This window comes from Sphingobium lignivorans, assembly GCF_014203955.1.
In the GTDB taxonomy this organism is placed as follows: Bacteria; Pseudomonadota; Alphaproteobacteria; order Sphingomonadales; family Sphingomonadaceae; genus Sphingobium; species Sphingobium lignivorans.
The window spans coordinates 3,210,221-3,229,303 of record NZ_JACHKA010000001.1 but is presented as its reverse complement, the minus strand read 5'-3'; the positions used below and the strand labels follow the sequence as shown (position 1 = coordinate 3,229,303).

The following is a 19,083-nucleotide window of genomic DNA, read 5'->3' as shown; positions in this document are numbered from 1 at the left end:
GGTTCCGGCAATGGCACAGGCGATGCAGGAGACGATCATCGTCACCGCCACCGGTGCCCCGCAGGACCGGGACGAGAGCGGGCAGGCGATCAGCATCATCGACAGCGCGACGATCGATCGCAGCCAGTCCTGGAGCGTGGGGGATCTGCTCGCCCGGCTCCCTTCAGTGCGGGTGAACAGCAATGGCAGCCTGGGCGCGGTGACGGGGATTTCCCTGCGTGGCGCGGAAACCGGGCAGACGCTGGTGCTCATCGACGGCGTGCCGGTCAATGATCCGGGCAGCACGGCCGATGCGGTGGACTTCGGCAATCTGCTCGTGGGGAACATCCGGCGGATCGAAGTGATGCGCGGCTCCAATGCCGTTCCTTATGGTTCGGAAGCGATCGGCGGGGTGATCGACATCTCGACGCGCGATCCGGACGTGCCCGAGGGCTTGTCCCTGCGCGGGTCGGCTGAAGGCGGCTATGCCGAGACGATGCGCGGGACGGCCGATCTGGGTTGGCGGGCGGGAGAGCTGCGGGTGGATGCAGGCATTGCGGGCTTGCGCACCGACGGCATTTCCAGCGCCGCCACGCGCTTCGGCGCCAGCGAGCGCGACGGGCTGGAGAACTGGACGGCGCATGCGCGCATCGAGGCACCGCTGGGGGCCGGCCTCAGCCTCGATCTGCGGGGCTATGCCATCGACGCGACGCTCGATTATGACAGCTTCTTCGGAGCGCCGGCGGACAGTGCCGATACCAGCAAGTTCCGTCAGGCGACGGGCTATGCCGGCCTCAATGCCAGCAGTTTCGGCGGCGTGCTGCGCAGCCGCCTGTCGGTGACCTATCTCGGCAATCGCCGCGACTATCGCTACGCGCCCGACGGGCCTGTCGAATTCGGCTATCGTGGAGAAAACTGGCGGATCGACTATCGCGGCCAGATGGCAGCCGCGCCCGGCGTGGACCTGACGTTCGGCTACACGCACGATGCGCCGAATTACCGCTTCTTCGGTTTCGGTTCGGACGAACGGCACGAAGCGAATACGGACAGCGTGCATGGCATGCTGATCCTCAAGCCGACCAGCCGGTTTTCGCTCACCGGCGGCGTGCGCCATGATTCGCACAGCGCCTTCGGTGGCGTCACGACTTTCGGCGCCAATGCCAATCTCGGGCTGGCGGACGAGCGGACGCGCATCCGCTTCGCTTATGGCGAGGGCTTCCGCACGCCCTCGCTCTATCAGCTTTACGACACGTTCAGCGGCACCAGCGACCTCGCGCCAGAGCGGTCCGAGAGCTACGACCTCGGGCTGGACCGGCGCATCGCGGACGGACGGGGCCGTGTCTCGCTGACCCTGTTCACGCGCACGACCCGCAACCAGATCGATTTCGACATGGCGACCTATCGGTACGCCAATCTGGCCCGCACCAGGGCGCAGGGCGTGGAGCTGGAAGTCTCGGTGAGCCCGGTCGACAGTCTCGACCTCGCGCTGGCCTACAGCTTTGTCGATACACGGGATCGTTCGCCGGGCTCGCTGAACTACGACCGGCATCTCGCCCGGCGGCCGGTGCATGGCATCAGTGCGTCAGTGGACCAGCGCTGGTGGTTCGGCCTCGCCACCGGCGTCTCGTTGCGCATGGCCAGCGATGCGGTCGATCCGGTGGCGCCGGCCGGCACGCTCGATGGCTATGTGCTTGTCGATCTGCGGGCAAGCCTGCCGATCAGCGAGCATATCGAGCTTTACGGGCGGCTGGAGAATGCCTTCGATACCGATTACGAAACGGCCTATGGCTACGCGACATATGGCCGCGCCGCCTATGGCGGCGTCCGGGTGAGGATCTGATGCGACTGGGAGGGCTGGCACTGCTGCTGGCGCTCGCCGGTTGCGGGGTGGCACAGCGCGGGCCGGTGCCGCCCGCCGATCATGCAGGGGCGCCGCCGCGCGTCATGTCCCTCAATCCCTGCATCGACGCCATTCTCCTGGCCGTGGCCGACCCCGGTCAGATCCTCTCGATCAGCCACTATAGCCATGATCCTCGTGCGACCTCGGCTCCGTTGGATGTGGCCCGGCGCTTCCCGGCCAATGGCGGCACGGCGGAGGAAGTGATCGCCGCTGGCCCCGATCTCGTTCTGCTCGGCTCCCATGTCGCGCCGGCGACGCAGCGGGCCATCGCCGACGCAGGTGTGCGCGTGGAAACCGTGGGCGTGCCCGCGACCATCGAGGAGAGCCGGGCGCAGGTGCTGCAGGTGGCGCGGGCGATCGGGCATGAGGCACGTGGCAGGCGCCTGCTCGACCGGATCGACACGGCATTGGCGGCAGCGCGGCCGGCACCGGGTCGCTCGCCGGTGCCTGCCCTCATCCGGCTGGGCGGCGGACTGGTGCCGGGGCAGGGAACGCTGGCGGACGAATTGCTCGCACGGACTGGTTTCCGCAACATGAGCCATGATTATGGCCTTGCGATGTGGGACATGCTGCCACTGGAACCATTGATCGCCCGGCCGCCGCATCTGCTGCTCACGGATGGGGCCGGTCCGGGCACCCGCGAAGCGATGCTCGCGCGGGTTCCGGGCCTGCGAGTGGCCGATTTTCCGTCCCGCCTGCTGCAATGCGCTGGCCCCAATCTCATCGAAGCGGCCGGGACGCTCGCGACGATCCGGCGCGGGGCGACAGGCGCATGAGCCGGGGCGGGAAACTTGCGCTGCTGTGCGCGGGCGTCGTGCTGGCGTTCGTGCTGGCGCTCCTCGCAGGCAAGGTCTGGGTGCCGATCGGGGGGATGGCAAGTGGCGATCCGCGCGCGATCATCATGATGGACCTGCGTCTCCCGCGCGCGCTGCTCGCTATGACGATTGGCGCGGGCCTCGGCCTCTCCGGCGCGGCCTTGCAGGGCTACACGCGCAATCCCCTCGCCGATCCGGCAATCCTCGGCATTTCCGCGCTGGCGGCGCTCGGCGCGGTGACGGCGATTTTCCTCGGCCTGGGTGCATCGGGCGAGATCGTGGCGGCCTTTGCCATGGCGGGGGCCGCGCTGGCGGTTCTGCTGCTCGGCCTGCTTGCGGGCCGAACCGCCAGCGCCGTCGCCTTCCTGCTGGCGGGGACCGTGTTGTCCTCGCTTGCCGGTGCCCTGACCGCATTGCTCATCACATTGGCGCCCAATCCCTTCGCGACCTCGGAGATCATCAACTGGCTGATGGGCGCGTTGACCGATCGGGGCTGGGCGGAGCTGCGGATCGCCGCGCCTCTCGTCCTTGCCGGAAGCCTGCTCGTCCTGGCGCAGGGGCGCGCGCTCGATGCGCTGACGCTTGGCGAAGTGGTGGCCCGCTCGCTCGGCGTCGATCTCGCCCGGCTGCAGTGGATGCTGGCCGTGGCGCTTGCGTTCACGGTCGGCGGATCGGTCGCGGTCACCGGCATTGTCGGCTTTGTGGGACTGATGGTGCCGCACATGCTGCGGCCTTTCTTCGGCGCCGAGCCGTCCCGCCTGCTGCTGCCGTCCGCACTTGGCGGCGCCCTGCTCGTGCTGGTCGCGGACAGCCTGGTACGGCTCACGCCCGGTGCCGGCGAATTGCGGCTCGGCGTCGCGATGGCGCTGATCGGCGCGCCCTTCTTCTTCGCGCTGCTGGCGCGCTACCGACGGGAGCTGGTCTGATGCTTGCGGCTCAGGGCGTGCATGTGAAGGCAGGCGATGCCGTTCTGCTCGACAAGATCTACCTGTCGCTCGCGCCGGGGCGCGTGACGGCGATCATTGGTCCGAACGGCGCCGGCAAGTCGACCTTGCTCGCTTGCCTGGCCGGGCTTCTGTCGCCCGCGCGTGGAGATGTGCTGCTCGATGAAGCGCCCTTGCCGGACCGTGCAGCGAAGGCGCGCGCGCGGGACATCGGCTACCTGCCACAAGACCCGCCGCTGCACTGGAACGTTTCTGTGCGCGCGCTCGTCAGTCTCGGCCGCGTCCCGCATGGCGATGCACAAAGCGAGGCGGGGCAGCGCGCCATCGCGAAAGCGCTGGACGAGACGGGCATGACCGGCTTTGCTGATCGGCTCGCCGGGACCCTCTCCGGGGGAGAGCGCTCGCGGGCCATGCTGGCGAGAGTCCTGGCCGGAGAGCCGCGCTGGCTGCTGGCCGATGAGCCCTTCGCGGCACTCGATATCGCTTATCGCCAGGCGCTGATGATGCAGCTTCGGCAGATCGCCGCGCGGGGCATCGGCGTCGTGGTGGTGGTGCATGATCTCGCGCTCGCGGCGCAACTTGCCGACGAGGTGGTGTTGCTCGATCGTGGCCGGCTGGCGGCGGCGGGCCCCACGAAATCGGTCATGACACCCCAAGCGCTGGAAGCGGTGTTCGGCGTGGCATTCGCTTATGCGCGGCTCGACGAGGACACGGTGCTGGTGAGTCGCCCGCGCGTCTGACGTGCGCCCTTCCGGGCCATCATTCTGCTGTCGCTCGCCACGCGGGTGCGGCATTTTCCGTCGCCTTTCGCCATTGCCGGAGCTAGAGAGGCAGCATGCAGCGATTTGACGTCATCATCCTGGGCGGCGGTCTGGTCGGCCTCAGTCTCGCCATCGCTCTGGGCCGCCATGGCGTGTCCAGCGCCGTCATCGATCCCGCCGATCCGGCCGGCACGCTGGCTCCCGGCTTCGACGGACGCGTCTCGGCCATTGCCAGCGCGAGCTGGAAGCTGTTCGAGGCGATCGGCGTCGCCCCGCATCTGGACGGCAAGATCTGCCCGATCGACCGCATCTGGGTGAGCGAAGGGCTTTCGGGCGGCGCGCTCGATTTCACGCCCGATCCGGACGATGGCTCCATGGGCTACATGATTCCGAACCGCGACATGCGGATCGGCATCGAGGCGGCTGCACGCTTGACCAGCGGCATCACCCGGTTCCAGCCGGACAGCGCGGTGGCGGTGGAGCGGGAGGAGCACGGGGTGCGTGTTCGTCTGGCAAGTGGCGCCGCGCTGTCCGGAAGCCTGCTCGTCGGTGCGGAAGGGCGTGGCAGCCCCACGCGCGAGCTGGCGGGTATTCCCGTCGCCCGATGGTCCTATCCGCACACCGCGCTGGTCACGGCGATCGATCATGAGGTGGCGCACGGCAACACCGCTTATGAGATCTTCTATCCCGGCGGCCCCTTCGCGCTGCTGCCGATGCTGCCCGGCACCCGCTCGGCCATCGTCTGGACCGTGCCCACCGGTCATGCCCCCGCCTATATGAAGCTGCCGGAGACGGCGCTTCTCGCCGAGGCGGAAAAGCGGATGGGCAGTTTCCTCGGCGCGATCAAGCTGGCAGCGCCAGTGCAGAGCTATCCGCTGGGATATCACCGCGCCGCGCGGATCGTCGATCGCCGCCTGGCGCTGGTGGGCGATGCCGCGCACGGCATCCACCCGATTGCGGGGCAGGGGGTCAATCTGGGTTATCGCGATGCCGCCGCGCTCGCGGAAGTCATTGTCGAGGGGATGCGCATCGGCCTCGAGCCGGGCGATGCGCAACTGCTTACCCGCTACCAGCGCTGGAGAGCCCTGGATTCGCTCAGCGTGACGATCATGATGGACGGGCTGGTGAGATTGTTCGATGTGCCCGGCCGTCCGGCCTCCCTGCTGAGGCGGACCGGCCTGTCCGCTGTCCAGCGCCTCGAACCGCTCAAGTCCCGCTTCATGGCCGAAGCGCGTGGGGAGAGCGGCGCCAAGCCGCGGCTCCTGCTGGGCGAAGCGATCTAGCTGCCCGGTTCCGCAAGCGCGGCCCAACCCGCAGGCGTCGCGCCCGGCGAGGCCGCCCCGCCCCATCTCGCGAAAGCATCCGCCAGGGCGAGTGCTCGTGCCTCTTCGATCTGCAGGCTTTCCGCTGGCGCAGGAGGCACGTACATGCGCGGTTAACGTGTTGCAGTGCACAATGCGGCCCATCGCGGTCTTGCATCGACACTCCACCGATATGGGGAAAACGCCAACATTTGGCACCCGGCACTGAGTTGTAGAGCCGAGCATGAGACGGTGCGTCTATAGAAAGGGCGGAAAACAGCCATTTTCGGGAATGGCACGGTCCCTGCATAGAGCAAGACAACAGATGGCCGACTGTCCGGCCAAACGAGATTACAGGAGCCAGATATGCAGACCTACCAGCCTTCCCTCGTCGCCCGGAACGATACCCTGTTGGGCGTCTGCGAAGCGATCGGTGAGGATCTGGGCGTCAACCCCACATGGCTGCGGGTGGCCTTCGCAACTCTGGTCTTCTTCAATCTGACTGCTGCGGTCGCGCTTTATCTCGCCGCAGGCGCGATCGTGCTGGCGAGCCGGCTCCTCTTCAAGGCGCCGCGCAAGGTTGCCGTCCAGCAGCCCGTGTCGACGGTGTCCCCGTCGGACGCGGTTGATGCCGAGAATGACGACCTGCTGCCCGTCGCGGTCGCGGCCTGACTTTATAATCCGTCGCGACGCCTCATCCGGGCGTCGGCGGTGGATCCAAACAGCCTGCTCCCGCGCTCTGATGCGTCCAGGGTGCAGGCTGTCGCAGGCCAGGAGCCTCAGTGGAGGCGCATGCTTCCCTGTCCGTCCTCGCCACGACGGAAGAACTGCATGAGCTGGATGGTCATTTCCGAGCGCTGGGAGAGGCCTTCCGCCTCGAGCAGGCCCTGCTTCGAAGCGGTGTCGAAAGGGGCGATCTGGGCAATGGCGTTGACAAGCGTCTCATCGTCCAGCGTGGCAACGGCATCCCATTCCACGGCATAGCCCAGAGCGTCCGCGAAGGTCCGGGCCTCCTCTTCGAGCGCCGCACGTTCGCTGGGCGCCAGGAATTGCGGCTCCGCTTCCTCCTCGTCCAGCAGTTCGGCCTCGACTTGCCGGAACAGGGTGGTCACGTCGAGTTCGCGCGCGACGCGGAACCGCGTCTCTCCCGTCAGAATGATGTTGAAGCGCCCGTCCTCCAGCGCTTCCACCTCGGCAATGCGCCCGATGCAGCCAACGGAATAAAGCGGCGCAGGCTCGCCCGGACCACTCGGCTGGATCATGCCGATCCGGCGGTCTCGCGCCATGGCCTCCATCACCATCGCACGATAGCGCGGCTCGAAAATGTGCAGGGGCAGATGCATGCGCGGGAACAGGATCGCGCCACCCAAAGGGAAGATCGCCAGGCGCCGTCCCACGATATGGCTTACGCGAAGAGGATGGCGGACAAGCGGCGCCGCTGGGCAGCGACCCAGGGATCCTCAAGACCCACCACCTCGAAGAGCTGGAGAAGCTGCGCGCGGGCCTTCCCGTCCTCCCAGGAACGATCCTTCTCGATGCTCCGGAGCAGGGCATCCGCTGCCGCATCGCGATCGCCATTGGCCATATAGGCGGATGACAGCTCGAACAGGGCTTCATGATCGTCCGGGTTGGCCTCGAGCCGGGCCTGGAGGGGCGCAACATCGATGCCCGGCTTGGCGGACCGGGCAAGCGCGATCGCCGACCGGCCACGCTCGATGGCGGCCTCTTTCGACAGCTCGGGCGGGAGCGAGGCGATGAGCGCCTCGGCCTCGTCGGTAAGGCCTAGCGCAGCCATCGCGCGGACCTGGCCGCCAGCGGCCTCGGCGCTTTCCGGCGCCATTTCGCTGATCTGCGCGAAGATGGCGAGGGCCCGCTCCGCATCGCCTGCGTTCAGCACCTCTTCGCCCATGGCAAGCAAGGGCTCGAGATCCTGCGCGCGCTGCCCGGCTTCGCTCTCGATCGGCAACTGGGCGAGGATCTGGTCCAGCATCTGGCGATACTGGCTTTCCGTCCGGGCCTGAGTGAGATCGGCCACCGGCTGTCCCTGGAAGACGGCATAGACCGTGGGGATCGACTGGACCCGGAACTGGCTGGCGATGAAGCGATTCTCGTCGACATTGATCTTGACGAGCAGGACGCCGCGATCGGCATATTCGGCCGCGATCTTCTCGATCACTGGCGAGAGCTGCTTGCAGGGGCCGCACCATTCCGCCCAGAAATCGACGAGCACGAGCTTGGTCTGCGACGGCTCGACGACGTCGCGGCGGAAGTCCGCAACGGCTTGCTTGTCTTGCTCGCTCAACCCGAGAGTGGCCACGTTCCTGTCTCCTGCTGCGCCCGTTTGACTGGGCCCATATGGGGTGGAACGCGCCTCCTTCGCAAGGGCGCGCCGAATTCTTTGAGGAGATGAAAAAGGGGCTTGCCGCCCCCGGGAGGCGGTGCTAGGTGCGCCGCTCACCCGACCGGGGGCAACTCTCCGGTCCGCCAGAGCGGGCGTAGCTCAGGGGTAGAGCACAACCTTGCCAAGGTTGGGGTCGAGGGTTCGAATCCCTTCGCCCGCTCCAGTTTTCTTCCTTATGTCAATGTGTTGCAAAGCCTCCCATCTCGGGGAGCGCCGGTGCTTGGCTGCTGGTGTCCACCTGGTGTCCAGGGGTTCGGAACCCGCGAGCGTCGAGTGCCCAGCGTAATTGCTCAGATCCCTCATGGGGCGGCTGTGTTTTGCCGCTGAGAGTCGATGCTCCTGGGGAAAGTCATCCCCTGAGCAGGGGCCGACCTGTCTCCCGCTACCCCTTCTAGGGGCACCCCGCACCCTCCGCTCGACAGGCTCTTACAAGGCGTCCGCCCCGGACCAGACGCACAAAGCAGGTCAGGCGAGTGACGGACTCGTGTGCCGAAGGGGTTGTCGATGATGTACCACCAATATCCGTCCGGACCGCGCCGGGCGATGTCATTCGACGTTGCGACCATGTGAAAGTCTTGACCAGTCGGTGTCTTCCCAACGATGTTCCAGTCGAGCACGAGCGATGCAATCGTGTCCGCCACTAAGATGTGGCGGGCGATGATCACCATCGGCAGTTGCGCGCTATAATATTTCAGCAACTCAGCCCGAATGGCCGGGGCCCCGCGCTGTGGTTCGCCATTGGCGCTGACCAATATGGTGTCGGGCTCATAGAAGCCGCACATGATGTCGATATCCATCGAGTTGAAATGCTGGAGGAGCGAGGGGACGATCCCTCCAGCGCGCGGGAGAGTTCAGGCTTGGAAGCCATCGGCAGTTTCCTTGTTGGGTGTCATGAGAAGAGTTTCGGTTCGCAGCGCGGTACGGAATCGCCGGCGCAGATCAGGCCTGAGCCTTCACGGGCAATCGAAACGGTGCGCCGAGCCGATTGAAGGCGTTCATCGCTGCGATCGTGATGGTGAGATCAACCAGGTCCTTGGGTGGGAACGCGGTCGCAGCTGCTGCATAGGCTTCATCCGATGCGTGCGTCTCGCTGAGCAGCGTCACCTCCTCGGCCCAGGCCAGCGCCGCGCGATACTGCTCGGGAAACAGATGAGGCACCTCGGCCCAGACCGGTAGTAGCGCGACCTTGTCGATCGGCATGGTTTTCAGCAGATCGCGCGTGTGCAGATCGATGCAATGGGCGCAACCGTTGATCTGCGAAACACGCAGGAAGACGAGGTGGATCAGTTCCTCAGGAAGGTTGGTGCCTGTGGTGACATAATGGTGGATGCCGAACAGCGCCTTGGCGCCCTGCGGGGCGACCTCGTGCCAGATCAGTCGCTTGTCTTTGCTCATGATGATTTCCTTCCTCTTGGGCGGCGTTCAAAAACGCTCGCCAACCCTGACGACGCAGGAAGAGGCAGTGTGACATATCCGCCGATCTTTTTTCACTCGGGCGGGTTTTCTCCGTTCGTTCCGCGAGTGCCAACGCCATCCCGGGCGCTACGATCTCATCCTTGCTGAGCCGCCGGCCGCCATTCCGGTCGGGTCAGATCAGCTTGTCCAGTGTAAGGGGCAAGTCGCGCACGCGCTTGCCCGTTGCGTTGAAGACAGCATTGGCGAGGGCTGCCGCCACGCCGGTCGTTCCGATTTCGCCGATCCCGCGCGCGCCGAGGGGCGTGCGGGGATCGGGGATGTCGGTCCACAAGACATCAATGTCGGGCACGTCGAGATGCACGGGCACATGATAGTCGGCCAGGGACGTGCTCATGATGCGGCCGGTGCGCTCGTCGAGCAGAGTCTCCTCGGTCAGGGCCATACCCAGGCCCATGATCATGCCACCCTTGAACTGGCTGGCGGCTGTCTTGGCATTCAGGATGCGACCGCAATCGAAGGCACCGACCAGACGATCGACGCGAATTTCGCCCGTGACGTTGCTGACCCGCAATTCGCAGAAGATCGCCGAGGTACTGTGCATGGCGTATTTCAGTATTTCGAGCGGCGCACCGCTTTCGCCGACCACGCTCAGCTCGTGTCGGCCGGCGCGGCCCAGGATGGAGGCGAAGCTTTCGTGGCGGGCGGGATCCTCGACACTGCGCAAGCCGCCGTCCGCGAATTCGACCTCGCCTGGCTTGAGGCCCGCCAGCGGCGTGTCGTTGCCCGCCATCCGCATAAGCTGAACCGCGAGTTTTCCGCTGGCCGCGCTGATGGCCGCCGCCAGTGATGCGGTCTGCGACGATCCGCCGGCAAAGCTGGCGAAAGGCAGGCTCGAGTCCCCGATCGTCACCGTGACGCGATCGAGCGGGAGGCCGAGGCGATCGGCCGCGTGCTGCCGCTGGACCGTCGCGGTGCCCATGCCCATTTCGTGGGCGGCGCTGGCCACATGGGCGTCGCCGGCGGCGTCGATGGTGATCCGGACGGATGTACCGGGCATTCGGGTGAACGGAAAGGTGCCGGTGGCACAGCCCATGCCGATCAGCCATTCGCCGTCCCGCCGCATGCCTGGCTCCGCCGTGCGCCGGTCCCAGCCGATGCGCGCCGCGCCCAGGTCATAGGCCTCCATCATCGCATTCTGCGAGTGGGGCGCCCCGCTCACCGGGTCACGGCTCGCGGCGTTGATTCGGCGCAGTTCGATAGGGTCCATGCCGAGGGCATGCGCCAGCTCATCCATCGCGCATTCGATCGCAAAAGTGCCAGGCGTCTCGCCGGGGCCGCGCATGAAGCTGTTCGCGAGAAGGTCGAGATCGACATAATGCTGGACGATATCGAAGCTCTCGCTGGCGTAGAGGGAGCGGCCAGTGAGGCTGAACCCTTCGTCGCAGACGCTGTGCTGCGGCTTCACGCCATAGCCCTGGTGAAGCAGCGCCTTGAGCTTGCCATCCGCGTCCGCAGCCAGTGCCACCCGCTGCTCGGTCTGTGTGCGCCCGCCGACCAGCCGGTGCATGCTGGCGCGCGAGAGGGTGACGCGCACCGGGCGGCCCGTGAGCTTTGCGGCTGCCGCGCCGAGGATCTGATGATCCCACAGGCCCTTCGCGCCGAACCCGCCCCCGACATAGGGCGAGCTGACATGGACATCGCCTGCCTTCAGCCCGAATATCTTCGCGAGCGAACCGGCGGTTCCGTGGACCATCTGGGTCGCGTCGTGAACGATCAGCTTCCCCTCACGCCAGACGATCGTCGCGGCATGCGGCTCGATCGGATTATGGTTCTCCCAGGGCGTCGTATAGACGGCATCGACCTTGCAGGCCGCTTCGGCGAACTTCCTTCGTGCATCGCCTTTGTCGAGGCGGTTGCGCTCGACAAGGATCGATTCCGGCGTGTAGGCGCTCGCCTTGCCTTCCTCGAAGCGCGTGCGGGCCGCCATGGCATCATAGCGCACGCGGACCAAGGTGGCGGCATGATCGGCCTGCTCGCGCGTTTCGGCGAGGATCACGGCCACAACCTGCCCGTTCCAGCGAATCTCGGCGTCCTGCATGATCGGCAATGTGTGATTGCCGGCGGCCTTCAGGTTGGTCATCCCGATGGGCGGCGGAACGCTCATTCTGGGCGCATTTTGATAGGTCATAACCAGCGCGACGCCGGGCGCCGCTTGCGCTGCGGATATGTCCAGTTCGGCGATCTTGCCGCGCGCGATCGTGGAATGGACGAAGGCCGCGTAGAGAAGCCCTTCCATCGGCACCTCGGCGGCGAACCGCGCCGCGCCGCGCACCTTGTCGGGCCCGTCGACCCGCGACTGCTGTCCGCCGAGCGCCACGCGCTTGTCGATCAGCGGATCGGGGGTGCCGCCGGGCAGCCAGCTCGCCGGGACATGGCCAAGGACGGCGCGCACGCCGCCGACAATGGCGTTCTGCAGCCTGGTCATGCGCGCGCTCCCGCGAGAGTGGAGAGGAGGGCGACCACCGTTCGTTCGACGAGGCCGATCTTGAAGGCATTGGCGGACAGGGGCCGGGCATCCGCCAGCTCTTCCCGGATCGCGGCAAGGATGGCGTCGCGGGTCGGCGCAACACCGATCAGCGCCGTCTCGGCCCGCGTCGCCCGCCAGGGCCTGGCGGCGACGCCGCCCAGCGCGATTCGGGCTTCGGAAATGCGCCCGTCGGCGAGCGCCAGGCCGCCTGCCACGGAGATCAGCGCGAAGGCGTAGCTGGCGCGGTCGCGGACCTTGCGGTACTCCGAGTACCTGACTGCGTCCGAAGGCGGCGGCAGCGCGACGCCGGTGATCAATTCTCCTGGCTTCAGCACGGTCTCTGTCTGCGGGGTGGCATTGGGCAGGAGATGAAAGTCCGCCAGCGGCACTGATCGCGCGCCGTCGGGGCCCGAGAGATGGATCACAGCATCGAGCATGGCGAGCGCGACGCACATGTCGGAGGGATGCGTGGCGACACACTGGTCCGACGCGCCCAGGATCGCATGATAGCGATTGAATCCGTCGAGCGCGTCGCAACCGGCCCCCGGCTGTCGCTTGTTGCAGCGGGCGCCCTCGACATCGTAGAAATACATGCAGCGCGTACGCTGGAGGATATTGCCCCCGACCGTGGCCATGTTGCGAATCTGTGCGGAGGCCCCGGCGAGGAGCGCGCGCGCGAGCACCGGATAGCGGCGTCGCACGAGCGGATGGGCGGCAAGGGCGGCGTTCCTGACCGATGCGTCGATCAGCAAGCCACCGCCATCGCTTTCTCGGATAGCGCCATCCAGACGGCTGACGTCGACCAGCTCGCCCGCCTGTTCGACATTCTGGCGCAGCAGATCGACCAGGTTGGTCCCGCCGCCCAGAAACCGCGCGCCGCTGCCAGACCGCGCCAAGGCATCGGCCCGATCCGCCGCGCGGACATAGCGCAGCGGCGTCATGCCGCGGTCTCCGCCAGCATGGCCTCGATCGCTTCGACGATCCCGTTATGCGCGCCGCAACGGCAGAGATTGCCGCTCATGCGTTCGCGGATTTCCGCGCGCGTCACGACCGGCGGGCCTGCGGCGATGTCGAGGGTCACGTAGCTGGGGTCGCCGCGCCGCAATTCTTGCGCCATCGCGATCGCCGAGCAGATCTGGCCGGGGGTGCAATAGCCGCACTGCAGTCCGTCATGCTCGATGAAGGCCTGCTGGAGCGCATGCAGCTCCCCGCTCTCAGCGGCAAGGCCTTCGATCGTCCGGACGTCGCTCCCGTCCGCCTGTGCGGCGAGCGTGAGACAGGACAGGACGCGGTTCCCATCGAGAAGGACCGTGCAGGCCCCGCAGGCGCCCTGGTCGCATCCTTTCTTGGTGCCGGTAAGGTGGAGATGCTCCCGCAAGTGGTCGAGCAGCGAGACCCTGGCGTCGTCAGGCGGCAAGACGTCCACACCGTTCACGCGTATCGCCATGACTTCGCTCCACTCGCTGACGCGACCAAGCCGGTCAGCGTCGCAAGCAAGATACAACGAAGTTCGGACTATTCAACTGTCGTTGTAGACGATCTTTGTAATCATCGCGATGAACCGATCCCGTTCATCTGGCGACAGTCGCGAGAGCATCAGCATATACATCCGGCGATAGGTCTCCCTCTGGGCCTGTGCGTAGGCCGCGCCAGCCTCGGACAGGGTCAGCGCGACCGCCCGACGATCCGCTTCGATGCGCTCGCGCTTCAGGAAGCCGCGCTTCACGAGCCGGTCCGTCGCCGAGGACAACGTGGTGGTGGGCACGCCCAGGAAGCGAGCCACGTCGGTGGGCCCGCAGCCGGCATGATCCGCAATGTATTGCAGCACTGCCTTGTCCAGCTCGGCAAGGGGCCGCTCGGACCGCAGTGCGTCCGCAAGCTTGTATCTTCGCGCGAACGTTTCGAACGCAGTGCCGAGCGCGACGAGCTGGTCTTCAGTGGGATCACTCATTCTGCCCGCATATCGCGTCTCGGCCTCAATTGGCCAGTGTTGCCCGCGGGAGAACGATAGGCGAAGCAAGCGCCAATTGAAGCCACCTGAACCTCACCGTCATCAGACTGTCAGAATAGCGCATTAGCGAGCCCCAGATTTTCGGGAATGGGGCCGTCGTGATCACGATCGATGAAGACAGAACATCGTGGTTCATGCGGCATGTCCTGCCTCATGAGCCGGCGCTCAAGGCGTGGCTGTCCTCGAAAAGGTCGATCGGCATCGATGTCGACGATATCGTGCAGGAAACCTACAGCACCCTGGCATGCCGCGAAAGCGTCGCCGATATCCGCTTTCCCCGGGCCTATCTGTTCCAGATTGCGCATTCGCTGGTCATTCGCCATATTCGCCGGGCGCGCATCGTGTCCTTCCAGGCGCTGGAGGATCTCAATACGGGCGATTGGGAGGACGACGCGCCGTCGCCCGAACGGCAGGCCATCGATCGTGACGAATTGCGCCAGCTTGCCTGCGCCATCGCCGCCATGCCGCCGCAGACGCGCAAGGCGTTCACGCTCCGGCGGGTGAACGGACTTTCCCAGCGTGAAGTCGCGCAAGAGCTCAACTTGTCCGAGAATACGGTCGAGAAACATATATCGCGGGGAATTCGTTTCTTGACGGATTGGTTCGGGAATGGCGGAAAGACCAATGCCCGATCCTCTAAGATCGCGAAACCGGAGAGCCCGACCCTGCATGATCAAGTCCGAGTCCAGTCAGAGCATTGATGAGGCGGCGGCTGACTGGGTGGCTCGTCGTGATCGGGCGGATCTGACTCAAGAGGAAGAGGCGGCTTTTCAGCATTGGTTGATGGGAGACGTGCGCCGGCCCGGCGCGCTCCTGAGAGCGCAGGCGGTGTTCCTGCGCAGCGAGGCCGCCGGCGCTCTGGGCAATCGTTATGATCCGGCAGATTTCCAGATCGAGGCCAAGGCGGATATCTCCGCCCCTCAAGTCTCGCGGCGGCGTCTGCTGATGGCGGGCAGCGGCATGGCTGCCGCTGTGATTGTCGGCGGGCTCGGTTTCGGCCTGCTCATGCCGCAAGCTTATGCAACGGAGCGCGGTGAACGGCGGCTCGTGCGCCTCGAAGACGGGTCGAGCATCTTCCTCAACACCGATACGCGCGTTTCCGTGCGCTATGCCGGCGGCGTGCGGAGTGTCGATCTGGTCAAGGGAGAAGCCTTCTTCACCGTCGCGCCCGATGCGAAACGTCCCTTCACGGTCGAGGCCGGTGAGGATCGCATCAGCACCGGGGGCGCCAGTTTTTGCGTGCGACTGCTGGAAGATCGGCCGGCCCGCATTCTCGTCGACGAGGGGCAGGTGAGCGCTACCGCTGCTGCCGGCCACAATGTCCTGCTGCGGGCGGGAACCCGTCTGGATATGGCGTTGGACTCCCCGGGCCGGCCACGCCCCGTCCCGATTTCGGCGGAGGAGATCATTCGCGATCTTGCCTGGCGCGACGGCAAGATCGCCTTTCAGGGCGAGACGCTCGCACAGGCAGCGGAGGCCTTCGCACGCTATGGCGATCCATCAATCGAAATTCGCGACGAGGCTTTGCGGCAGGAGCAGGTCACGGGCTTGTTCGCGGCCAATGATCCGGTCGGGTTCAGCAAGGCTATTGCAAGCCTGTTCGGCGCCCATCTGGTCCGCCAGGGCAGCAGCATCGTTTTGAGCCGTCCGGCCGCCTGATCAAAAATAATCTGATGGCAAGTGGCGGAAGTCGCTCTGCCGAACGTCAACCACCCCGATCACTGCATCATCGTAAATCGGGGGTAGGGAATGACTATTCGTGCAGCCGTCCTGACGGGCGGCGTGGCTCTTGCCGTGCTTGCGACTGCCACGCCAGCGCAGGCACAGACGCGCAGCTTCAATGTTTCAGAGCAGCCTGCTGTCAGCGGCATTCCCGAGTTCGCGCGGCAGGCGCAGATCCAGATCATCGCGCCGGCCGGCGACCTCCAGGGCGTTCGCACAAAGGCGGTCATCGGCTCGCTGGATATTCGCGTCGCGCTTCGCCGCCTGCTCGAAGGCACGCCACTGCGCATCGTGTCGGACAACGGAAAGCTCATCATGCTCCAGTCCACCGTGCGGGCCGTTCGGGAGAAAGGCAGCGTCACCGGCCAGGTCCTGAACCCCGTCACCGGCAACTATATGCGTGACGCCATCATCCGGCTGACGACTGCAGAAGGTGACCGGCATGTCACGACCGTAGATAACGAAGGGGCCTATCGCATCGCCGATCTGCCTGCAGGCACCGCGCAGATCACCGTCAGCTACACGGGCTATGAGGAGATTTCCCAGACGGTCGAAATCACCGCAGGCGGCACGACCACGCTGAATTTCGATCTCCAGCAGACCGGCGTGACGCAAGCGTCGTCCGGAAATGACATCGTGGTGACCGGCACCGTGCGAGAGGGCGATGCGCGCGCGATCATGAGCCAGCGCAAGTCGATGAACATCACCAACAGTCTTTCCTCGGAATCCTTCGGCGATATCGCCGAAGGCAATGTCGGCGAGTTCATCAAGTTCATGCCCGGCGTCGACACGGCTGGCGAAGGTGATGATACGGTGCGCTATGTCCGCCTGCGCGGCCTGCCGTCCGAATACACCGCCATCACCGTGAACGGGGTGCGCATGGCCGCAGCGGACGCGAATGACGGCTCGACCACTTCGCGCTCCTTCAGCTTCGAGCAGGTCTCGCTGAGCAGTGTGGATTCGATCGAGATTTCCAAGACGATCAGCGCCGACGTGGACGCCAATGCCCCGGCCGGCACCATCAATCTGCGGACCAAGCGCGCTTTCGATCGCAAGGGGCGACGGATCAACGTCCAGCTGAGCGGCTACACTCACGACGACATGTGGCGCGATCGCGTGACGGGGCCGGGCGAAGGCAAGCACGAAGGGCGCTTTCGACCCAATGGGCAACTTGAATATTCCGATGTCTTCTTCGGCAATCGCCTGGGCGTGGTGGCCAGCATCAGCCAGTCCAAGACCTATACGGAGATGGAGCAGGTCTATTATCCGCGCAGCTACGTGCCCACCGCCGCCAGCCCCGAGCCATTGGCGCTGACGAGTATCTACGCGCATATGCGCGCGCAGGAGGTCTCGCGCTTCGCCTCGTCGCTGACGCTGGACTTCCGTGCGACGGACGCGCTGACACTTTCCATGGCCGGCATCTACAACCGGTCCCACCTCTGGTCCGGACAGCGCGCCTACAGCTTCATCACCGGCGCGCGGGCGGCCGGTGTGATCGGCGATCCCGCCGTGGATTTCACGACCAAGTCCAGCACGGCCAGCGTCGAGGCGGTGTCCAACGCCATTTCCAAGCGTGGCAAAGGCCTGACGCTGCTCCCGAGCTTCGAATATAAGCACGAGCGGTTCACGCTCGACGGCAATTTCTCCTACTCCAACTCGACCAGCAATTATGATCCGCTGGGCAATGAGGGCGCCATCTTCAGTCTCGCCACCGCTCCCAACGCGCGGGGCAGCTTCTCCGTGCATCGCTCGGGCCTGGACACGCAGGACTGGGCGATCACCCAGCTGACCGGTGCCGACTGGAGCGATGCGGCCAGCTATACGAGCCCGACCTCGATCGTGCTCAACACGCAGGACGGACGCTGGGCGCGCACCGAATTATGGGGCGGCGGGCTGAACCTCTCGTTCCACTCGCCTTTCGAAGCCTTGCCGATCCTGTTCAAGACAGGCGTGAAATTCCAGCGCGCCGTCTATGACTTCGCCAATGAGCGTGCCGCCAGCCAATATCGCTACACGGGGCCGCTCAGCCCGGCTGCCTTCCTGGCATTGAACCAGAGCGCCAACGAACTGTCCTTCGATCAACTCGATATCGACATCACCTCACTGTCCGGCAGCAGCCGGCTTTACATGCCCAGCAACCAGAAGATCGGGCAGATGTTCCTCTCGAACCCCGACCTGTTCGAGCATACGCTGACTGCCGCGAACTACTACACAGCCTATATCGCGAACCGCCGGCATTTCGAGGAAGACACCAATGCCGCCTATTTCATGGGCACGGCCGACATTACCGCCCGCCTGAAGTTCCGGGCCGGCCTGCGCTGGGAGCAGACGCGGACCCGGGCGCGCGAGTTCGATGCCCTGTCCGCCGACGCCGTTCGCGCCGCTGGCTATGCGGTCACGGCGAGCACGGGGCGTGCCTCGACGCTGGAAGGCATCAAATATCAATATGAAAGCAATCCGCTGATCGACCGGAAAGGAAGCTACGACTATTTCTTCCCGAGCGCGTCGCTCAAATTTTCGCCCACGGACAGCCTGGACATCCAGCTCGGCTACAGCCGCACGATCCGGCGGCCCGAAGTCAACATATTGGCGGGCGTCTGGTCGGTGAACGACGCCACGCTGACGGTGACCGCGCCCAATCCCGGCCTGAAACCGGAGGTATCCGACAATTTTTCCGCGCGGATCGTCAAATATTTCGAGCCGGTGGGTCTCGTCGCCATCAACTATTTCCAGAACCGTGTGAAGGGCCAGTTCCAGACCGAGGAAATGACGGCGGAGGAGTTCGGCTATACCGGTACCGACTATGCCGGATACATTTTCCGCACGACGCGGACGGTATCGGGCGACGCCATCAACATTCGCGGTCTGGAGCTCGAGCTGAATCATTCGCTCGATTATCTGCCGGGCCTGCTGAGCGGACTGACGGTGCGGGGCTCTTACACCTATACCGCGCCGGAAGTCCCCATCGCCCTTTCGGCACGGCATCTGATCTCCGCGTCGCTGGCCTACAAGAAGGGGCCCATTGCCTTCAACCTGAACAGCCTCTGGACCGGCCGGAAGCTCAACAGCGCTGCGACCGGCTCCTACATCCGGCCGCGCACCGACATGAACTTCTCGGGCAGCTATTCGCTGAGCCCCCGCGTGCGACTGTTCATGTCCATGCGCAACCTGCTCAACGAGAAGACGCTCATCATGCTGCCCGGCGTCGACACGCCGGGCGGTCCGGTCGGCGACCATGCCGGGGACTATCGGGCTTACGGGCGGAGCGCGACCTTCGGCATCCGGGCAACCTTCTGAGCGAGGCCA

Annotated in this window: 17 protein-coding genes and 1 tRNA gene; 10 read left to right on the top strand and 8 right to left on the bottom strand. The window is 65.5% G+C overall.

What is annotated here, in order from left to right:
* Positions 1–10: 10 nt before the first annotated feature.
* The 6 genes from HNP60_RS14890 (at position 11) to HNP60_RS14865 (ending at position 6,372) form a co-directional block, all read left to right on the top strand.
* Positions 11–1,819 (top strand): TonB-dependent receptor plug domain-containing protein, encoded by a 1,809-nt coding sequence (locus HNP60_RS14890; protein WP_260394931.1) that lies wholly within the window; start codon positions 11–13, stop codon positions 1,817–1,819.
* Positions 1,819–2,655: an ABC transporter substrate-binding protein gene (locus tag HNP60_RS14885; RefSeq protein ID WP_184155257.1), complete on the top strand. Its 837-nt coding sequence runs from the start codon at positions 1,819–1,821 to the stop codon at positions 2,653–2,655. The genes HNP60_RS14890 and HNP60_RS14885 overlap by 1 nt, the downstream gene beginning before the upstream one ends.
* Positions 2,652–3,620 (top strand): FecCD family ABC transporter permease, encoded by a 969-nt coding sequence (locus HNP60_RS14880; RefSeq protein WP_184155254.1) that lies wholly within the window; start codon positions 2,652–2,654, stop codon positions 3,618–3,620. The genes HNP60_RS14885 and HNP60_RS14880 overlap by 4 nt, the downstream gene beginning before the upstream one ends.
* Entirely contained in the window at positions 3,620–4,378 is a 759-nt protein-coding gene (locus tag HNP60_RS14875; protein ID WP_184155252.1) for an ABC transporter ATP-binding protein, read from the top strand. Before HNP60_RS14880 ends, HNP60_RS14875 begins: the two co-directional genes overlap by 1 nt.
* A gap of 95 nt (positions 4,379–4,473) precedes the next feature.
* Positions 4,474–5,682, top strand: coding sequence for an FAD-dependent monooxygenase (locus HNP60_RS14870; RefSeq protein WP_184155248.1), 1,209 nt, complete (start codon positions 4,474–4,476; stop codon positions 5,680–5,682).
* A 384-nt stretch (positions 5,683–6,066) separates the two neighbouring features.
* A complete protein-coding gene (locus HNP60_RS14865; RefSeq protein WP_184155245.1) occupies positions 6,067–6,372 on the top strand; it encodes a PspC domain-containing protein in 306 nt (101 codons plus the stop codon).
* Positions 6,373–6,479: 107 nt separating this feature from the next.
* On the opposite strand, the gene HNP60_RS14860 is transcribed toward HNP60_RS14865, so the two are convergent.
* Together HNP60_RS14860 and HNP60_RS14855 are read right to left on the bottom strand one after the other, a co-directional pair.
* The gene (locus tag HNP60_RS14860) at positions 6,480–7,100 is read right to left on the bottom strand and encodes an LON peptidase substrate-binding domain-containing protein (protein ID WP_184157100.1); all 621 of its coding nucleotides are present in this window, start codon (positions 7,098–7,100) and stop codon (positions 6,480–6,482) included.
* Between the two features lie 5 nt (positions 7,101–7,105).
* Positions 7,106–8,017, bottom strand: a complete 912-nt coding sequence (locus HNP60_RS14855; protein ID WP_184155242.1) for a tetratricopeptide repeat protein — start codon at positions 8,015–8,017, stop codon at positions 7,106–7,108.
* A gap of 172 nt (positions 8,018–8,189) precedes the next feature.
* Between HNP60_RS14855 and HNP60_RS14850 the strand changes: the two genes are divergently transcribed.
* Positions 8,190–8,264: transfer RNA gene (locus tag HNP60_RS14850), tRNA-Gly, on the top strand.
* 136 nt (positions 8,265–8,400) lie between these two features.
* On the opposite strand, the gene HNP60_RS14845 is transcribed toward HNP60_RS14850, so the two are convergent.
* The 6 genes from HNP60_RS14845 to HNP60_RS14820 form a co-directional block, all read right to left on the bottom strand.
* Positions 8,401–8,898 carry a YybH family protein gene (locus HNP60_RS14845; RefSeq protein WP_184155239.1) on the bottom strand — a complete coding sequence of 166 codons (498 nt, stop codon included), beginning with the start codon at positions 8,896–8,898 and terminating at the stop codon, positions 8,401–8,403.
* A 142-nt stretch (positions 8,899–9,040) separates the two neighbouring features.
* Complete coding sequence (locus HNP60_RS14840) at positions 9,041–9,496, bottom strand: carboxymuconolactone decarboxylase family protein (RefSeq protein WP_184155236.1); 456 nt, start codon at positions 9,494–9,496, stop codon at positions 9,041–9,043.
* 193 nt (positions 9,497–9,689) lie between these two features.
* Positions 9,690–12,002, bottom strand: coding sequence for a xanthine dehydrogenase family protein molybdopterin-binding subunit (locus HNP60_RS14835; RefSeq protein WP_184155233.1), 2,313 nt, complete (start codon positions 12,000–12,002; stop codon positions 9,690–9,692).
* On the bottom strand, positions 11,999–12,985 hold the full coding sequence (locus HNP60_RS14830; protein WP_184155231.1) for an FAD binding domain-containing protein: 987 nt from the start codon (positions 12,983–12,985) through the stop codon (positions 11,999–12,001). The genes HNP60_RS14835 and HNP60_RS14830 overlap by 4 nt, the downstream gene beginning before the upstream one ends.
* On the bottom strand, positions 12,982–13,491 hold the full coding sequence (locus HNP60_RS14825; protein ID WP_184155228.1) for a (2Fe-2S)-binding protein: 510 nt from the start codon (positions 13,489–13,491) through the stop codon (positions 12,982–12,984). The genes HNP60_RS14830 and HNP60_RS14825 overlap by 4 nt, the downstream gene beginning before the upstream one ends.
* A gap of 72 nt (positions 13,492–13,563) precedes the next feature.
* Entirely contained in the window at positions 13,564–13,995 is a 432-nt protein-coding gene (locus HNP60_RS14820; RefSeq protein WP_184155225.1) for a MarR family winged helix-turn-helix transcriptional regulator, read from the bottom strand.
* 158 nt (positions 13,996–14,153) lie between these two features.
* Here HNP60_RS14820 and HNP60_RS14815 point away from each other — a divergent pair, with 158 nt between their 5' ends.
* The 3 genes from HNP60_RS14815 (at position 14,154) to HNP60_RS14805 (ending at position 19,074) form a co-directional block, all read left to right on the top strand.
* Positions 14,154–14,756 (top strand): sigma-70 family RNA polymerase sigma factor, encoded by a 603-nt coding sequence (locus HNP60_RS14815; RefSeq protein ID WP_184155221.1) that lies wholly within the window; start codon positions 14,154–14,156, stop codon positions 14,754–14,756.
* A gap of 82 nt (positions 14,757–14,838) precedes the next feature.
* Positions 14,839–15,714, top strand: coding sequence for a FecR family protein (locus tag HNP60_RS14810; RefSeq protein ID WP_260394930.1), 876 nt, complete (start codon positions 14,839–14,841; stop codon positions 15,712–15,714).
* 90 nt (positions 15,715–15,804) lie between these two features.
* Positions 15,805–19,074 (top strand): TonB-dependent receptor, encoded by a 3,270-nt coding sequence (locus HNP60_RS14805; protein WP_184155215.1) that lies wholly within the window; start codon positions 15,805–15,807, stop codon positions 19,072–19,074.
* The last annotated feature ends 9 nt before the right edge of the window (positions 19,075–19,083 follow it).

Coding starts and splice junctions, on each gene's coding strand:
- HNP60_RS14885 (WP_184155257.1), top strand. CDS start 1,819: ATGCGACTGGGAGGGCTGGCACTGCTGCTGGCGCTCGCCGGTTGCGGG.
- HNP60_RS14835 (WP_184155233.1), bottom strand. CDS start 12,002: ATGACCAGGCTGCAGAACGCCATTGTCGGCGGCGTGCGCGCCGTCCTT.
- HNP60_RS14870 (WP_184155248.1), top strand. CDS start 4,474: ATGCAGCGATTTGACGTCATCATCCTGGGCGGCGGTCTGGTCGGCCTC.
- HNP60_RS14865 (WP_184155245.1), top strand. CDS start 6,067: ATGCAGACCTACCAGCCTTCCCTCGTCGCCCGGAACGATACCCTGTTG.
- HNP60_RS14875 (WP_184155252.1), top strand. CDS start 3,620: ATGCTTGCGGCTCAGGGCGTGCATGTGAAGGCAGGCGATGCCGTTCTG.
- HNP60_RS14840 (WP_184155236.1), bottom strand. CDS start 9,496: ATGAGCAAAGACAAGCGACTGATCTGGCACGAGGTCGCCCCGCAGGGC.
- HNP60_RS14880 (WP_184155254.1), top strand. CDS start 2,652: ATGAGCCGGGGCGGGAAACTTGCGCTGCTGTGCGCGGGCGTCGTGCTG.
- HNP60_RS14825 (WP_184155228.1), bottom strand. CDS start 13,491: ATGGCGATACGCGTGAACGGTGTGGACGTCTTGCCGCCTGACGACGCC.
- HNP60_RS14820 (WP_184155225.1), bottom strand. CDS start 13,995: ATGAGTGATCCCACTGAAGACCAGCTCGTCGCGCTCGGCACTGCGTTC.
- HNP60_RS14805 (WP_184155215.1), top strand. CDS start 15,805: ATGACTATTCGTGCAGCCGTCCTGACGGGCGGCGTGGCTCTTGCCGTG.
- HNP60_RS14830 (WP_184155231.1), bottom strand. CDS start 12,985: ATGACGCCGCTGCGCTATGTCCGCGCGGCGGATCGGGCCGATGCCTTG.
- HNP60_RS14810 (WP_260394930.1), top strand. CDS start 14,839: ATGGGAGACGTGCGCCGGCCCGGCGCGCTCCTGAGAGCGCAGGCGGTG.
- HNP60_RS14890 (WP_260394931.1), top strand. CDS start 11: ATGGCACAGGCGATGCAGGAGACGATCATCGTCACCGCCACCGGTGCC.
- HNP60_RS14845 (WP_184155239.1), bottom strand. CDS start 8,898: ATGGATATCGACATCATGTGCGGCTTCTATGAGCCCGACACCATATTG.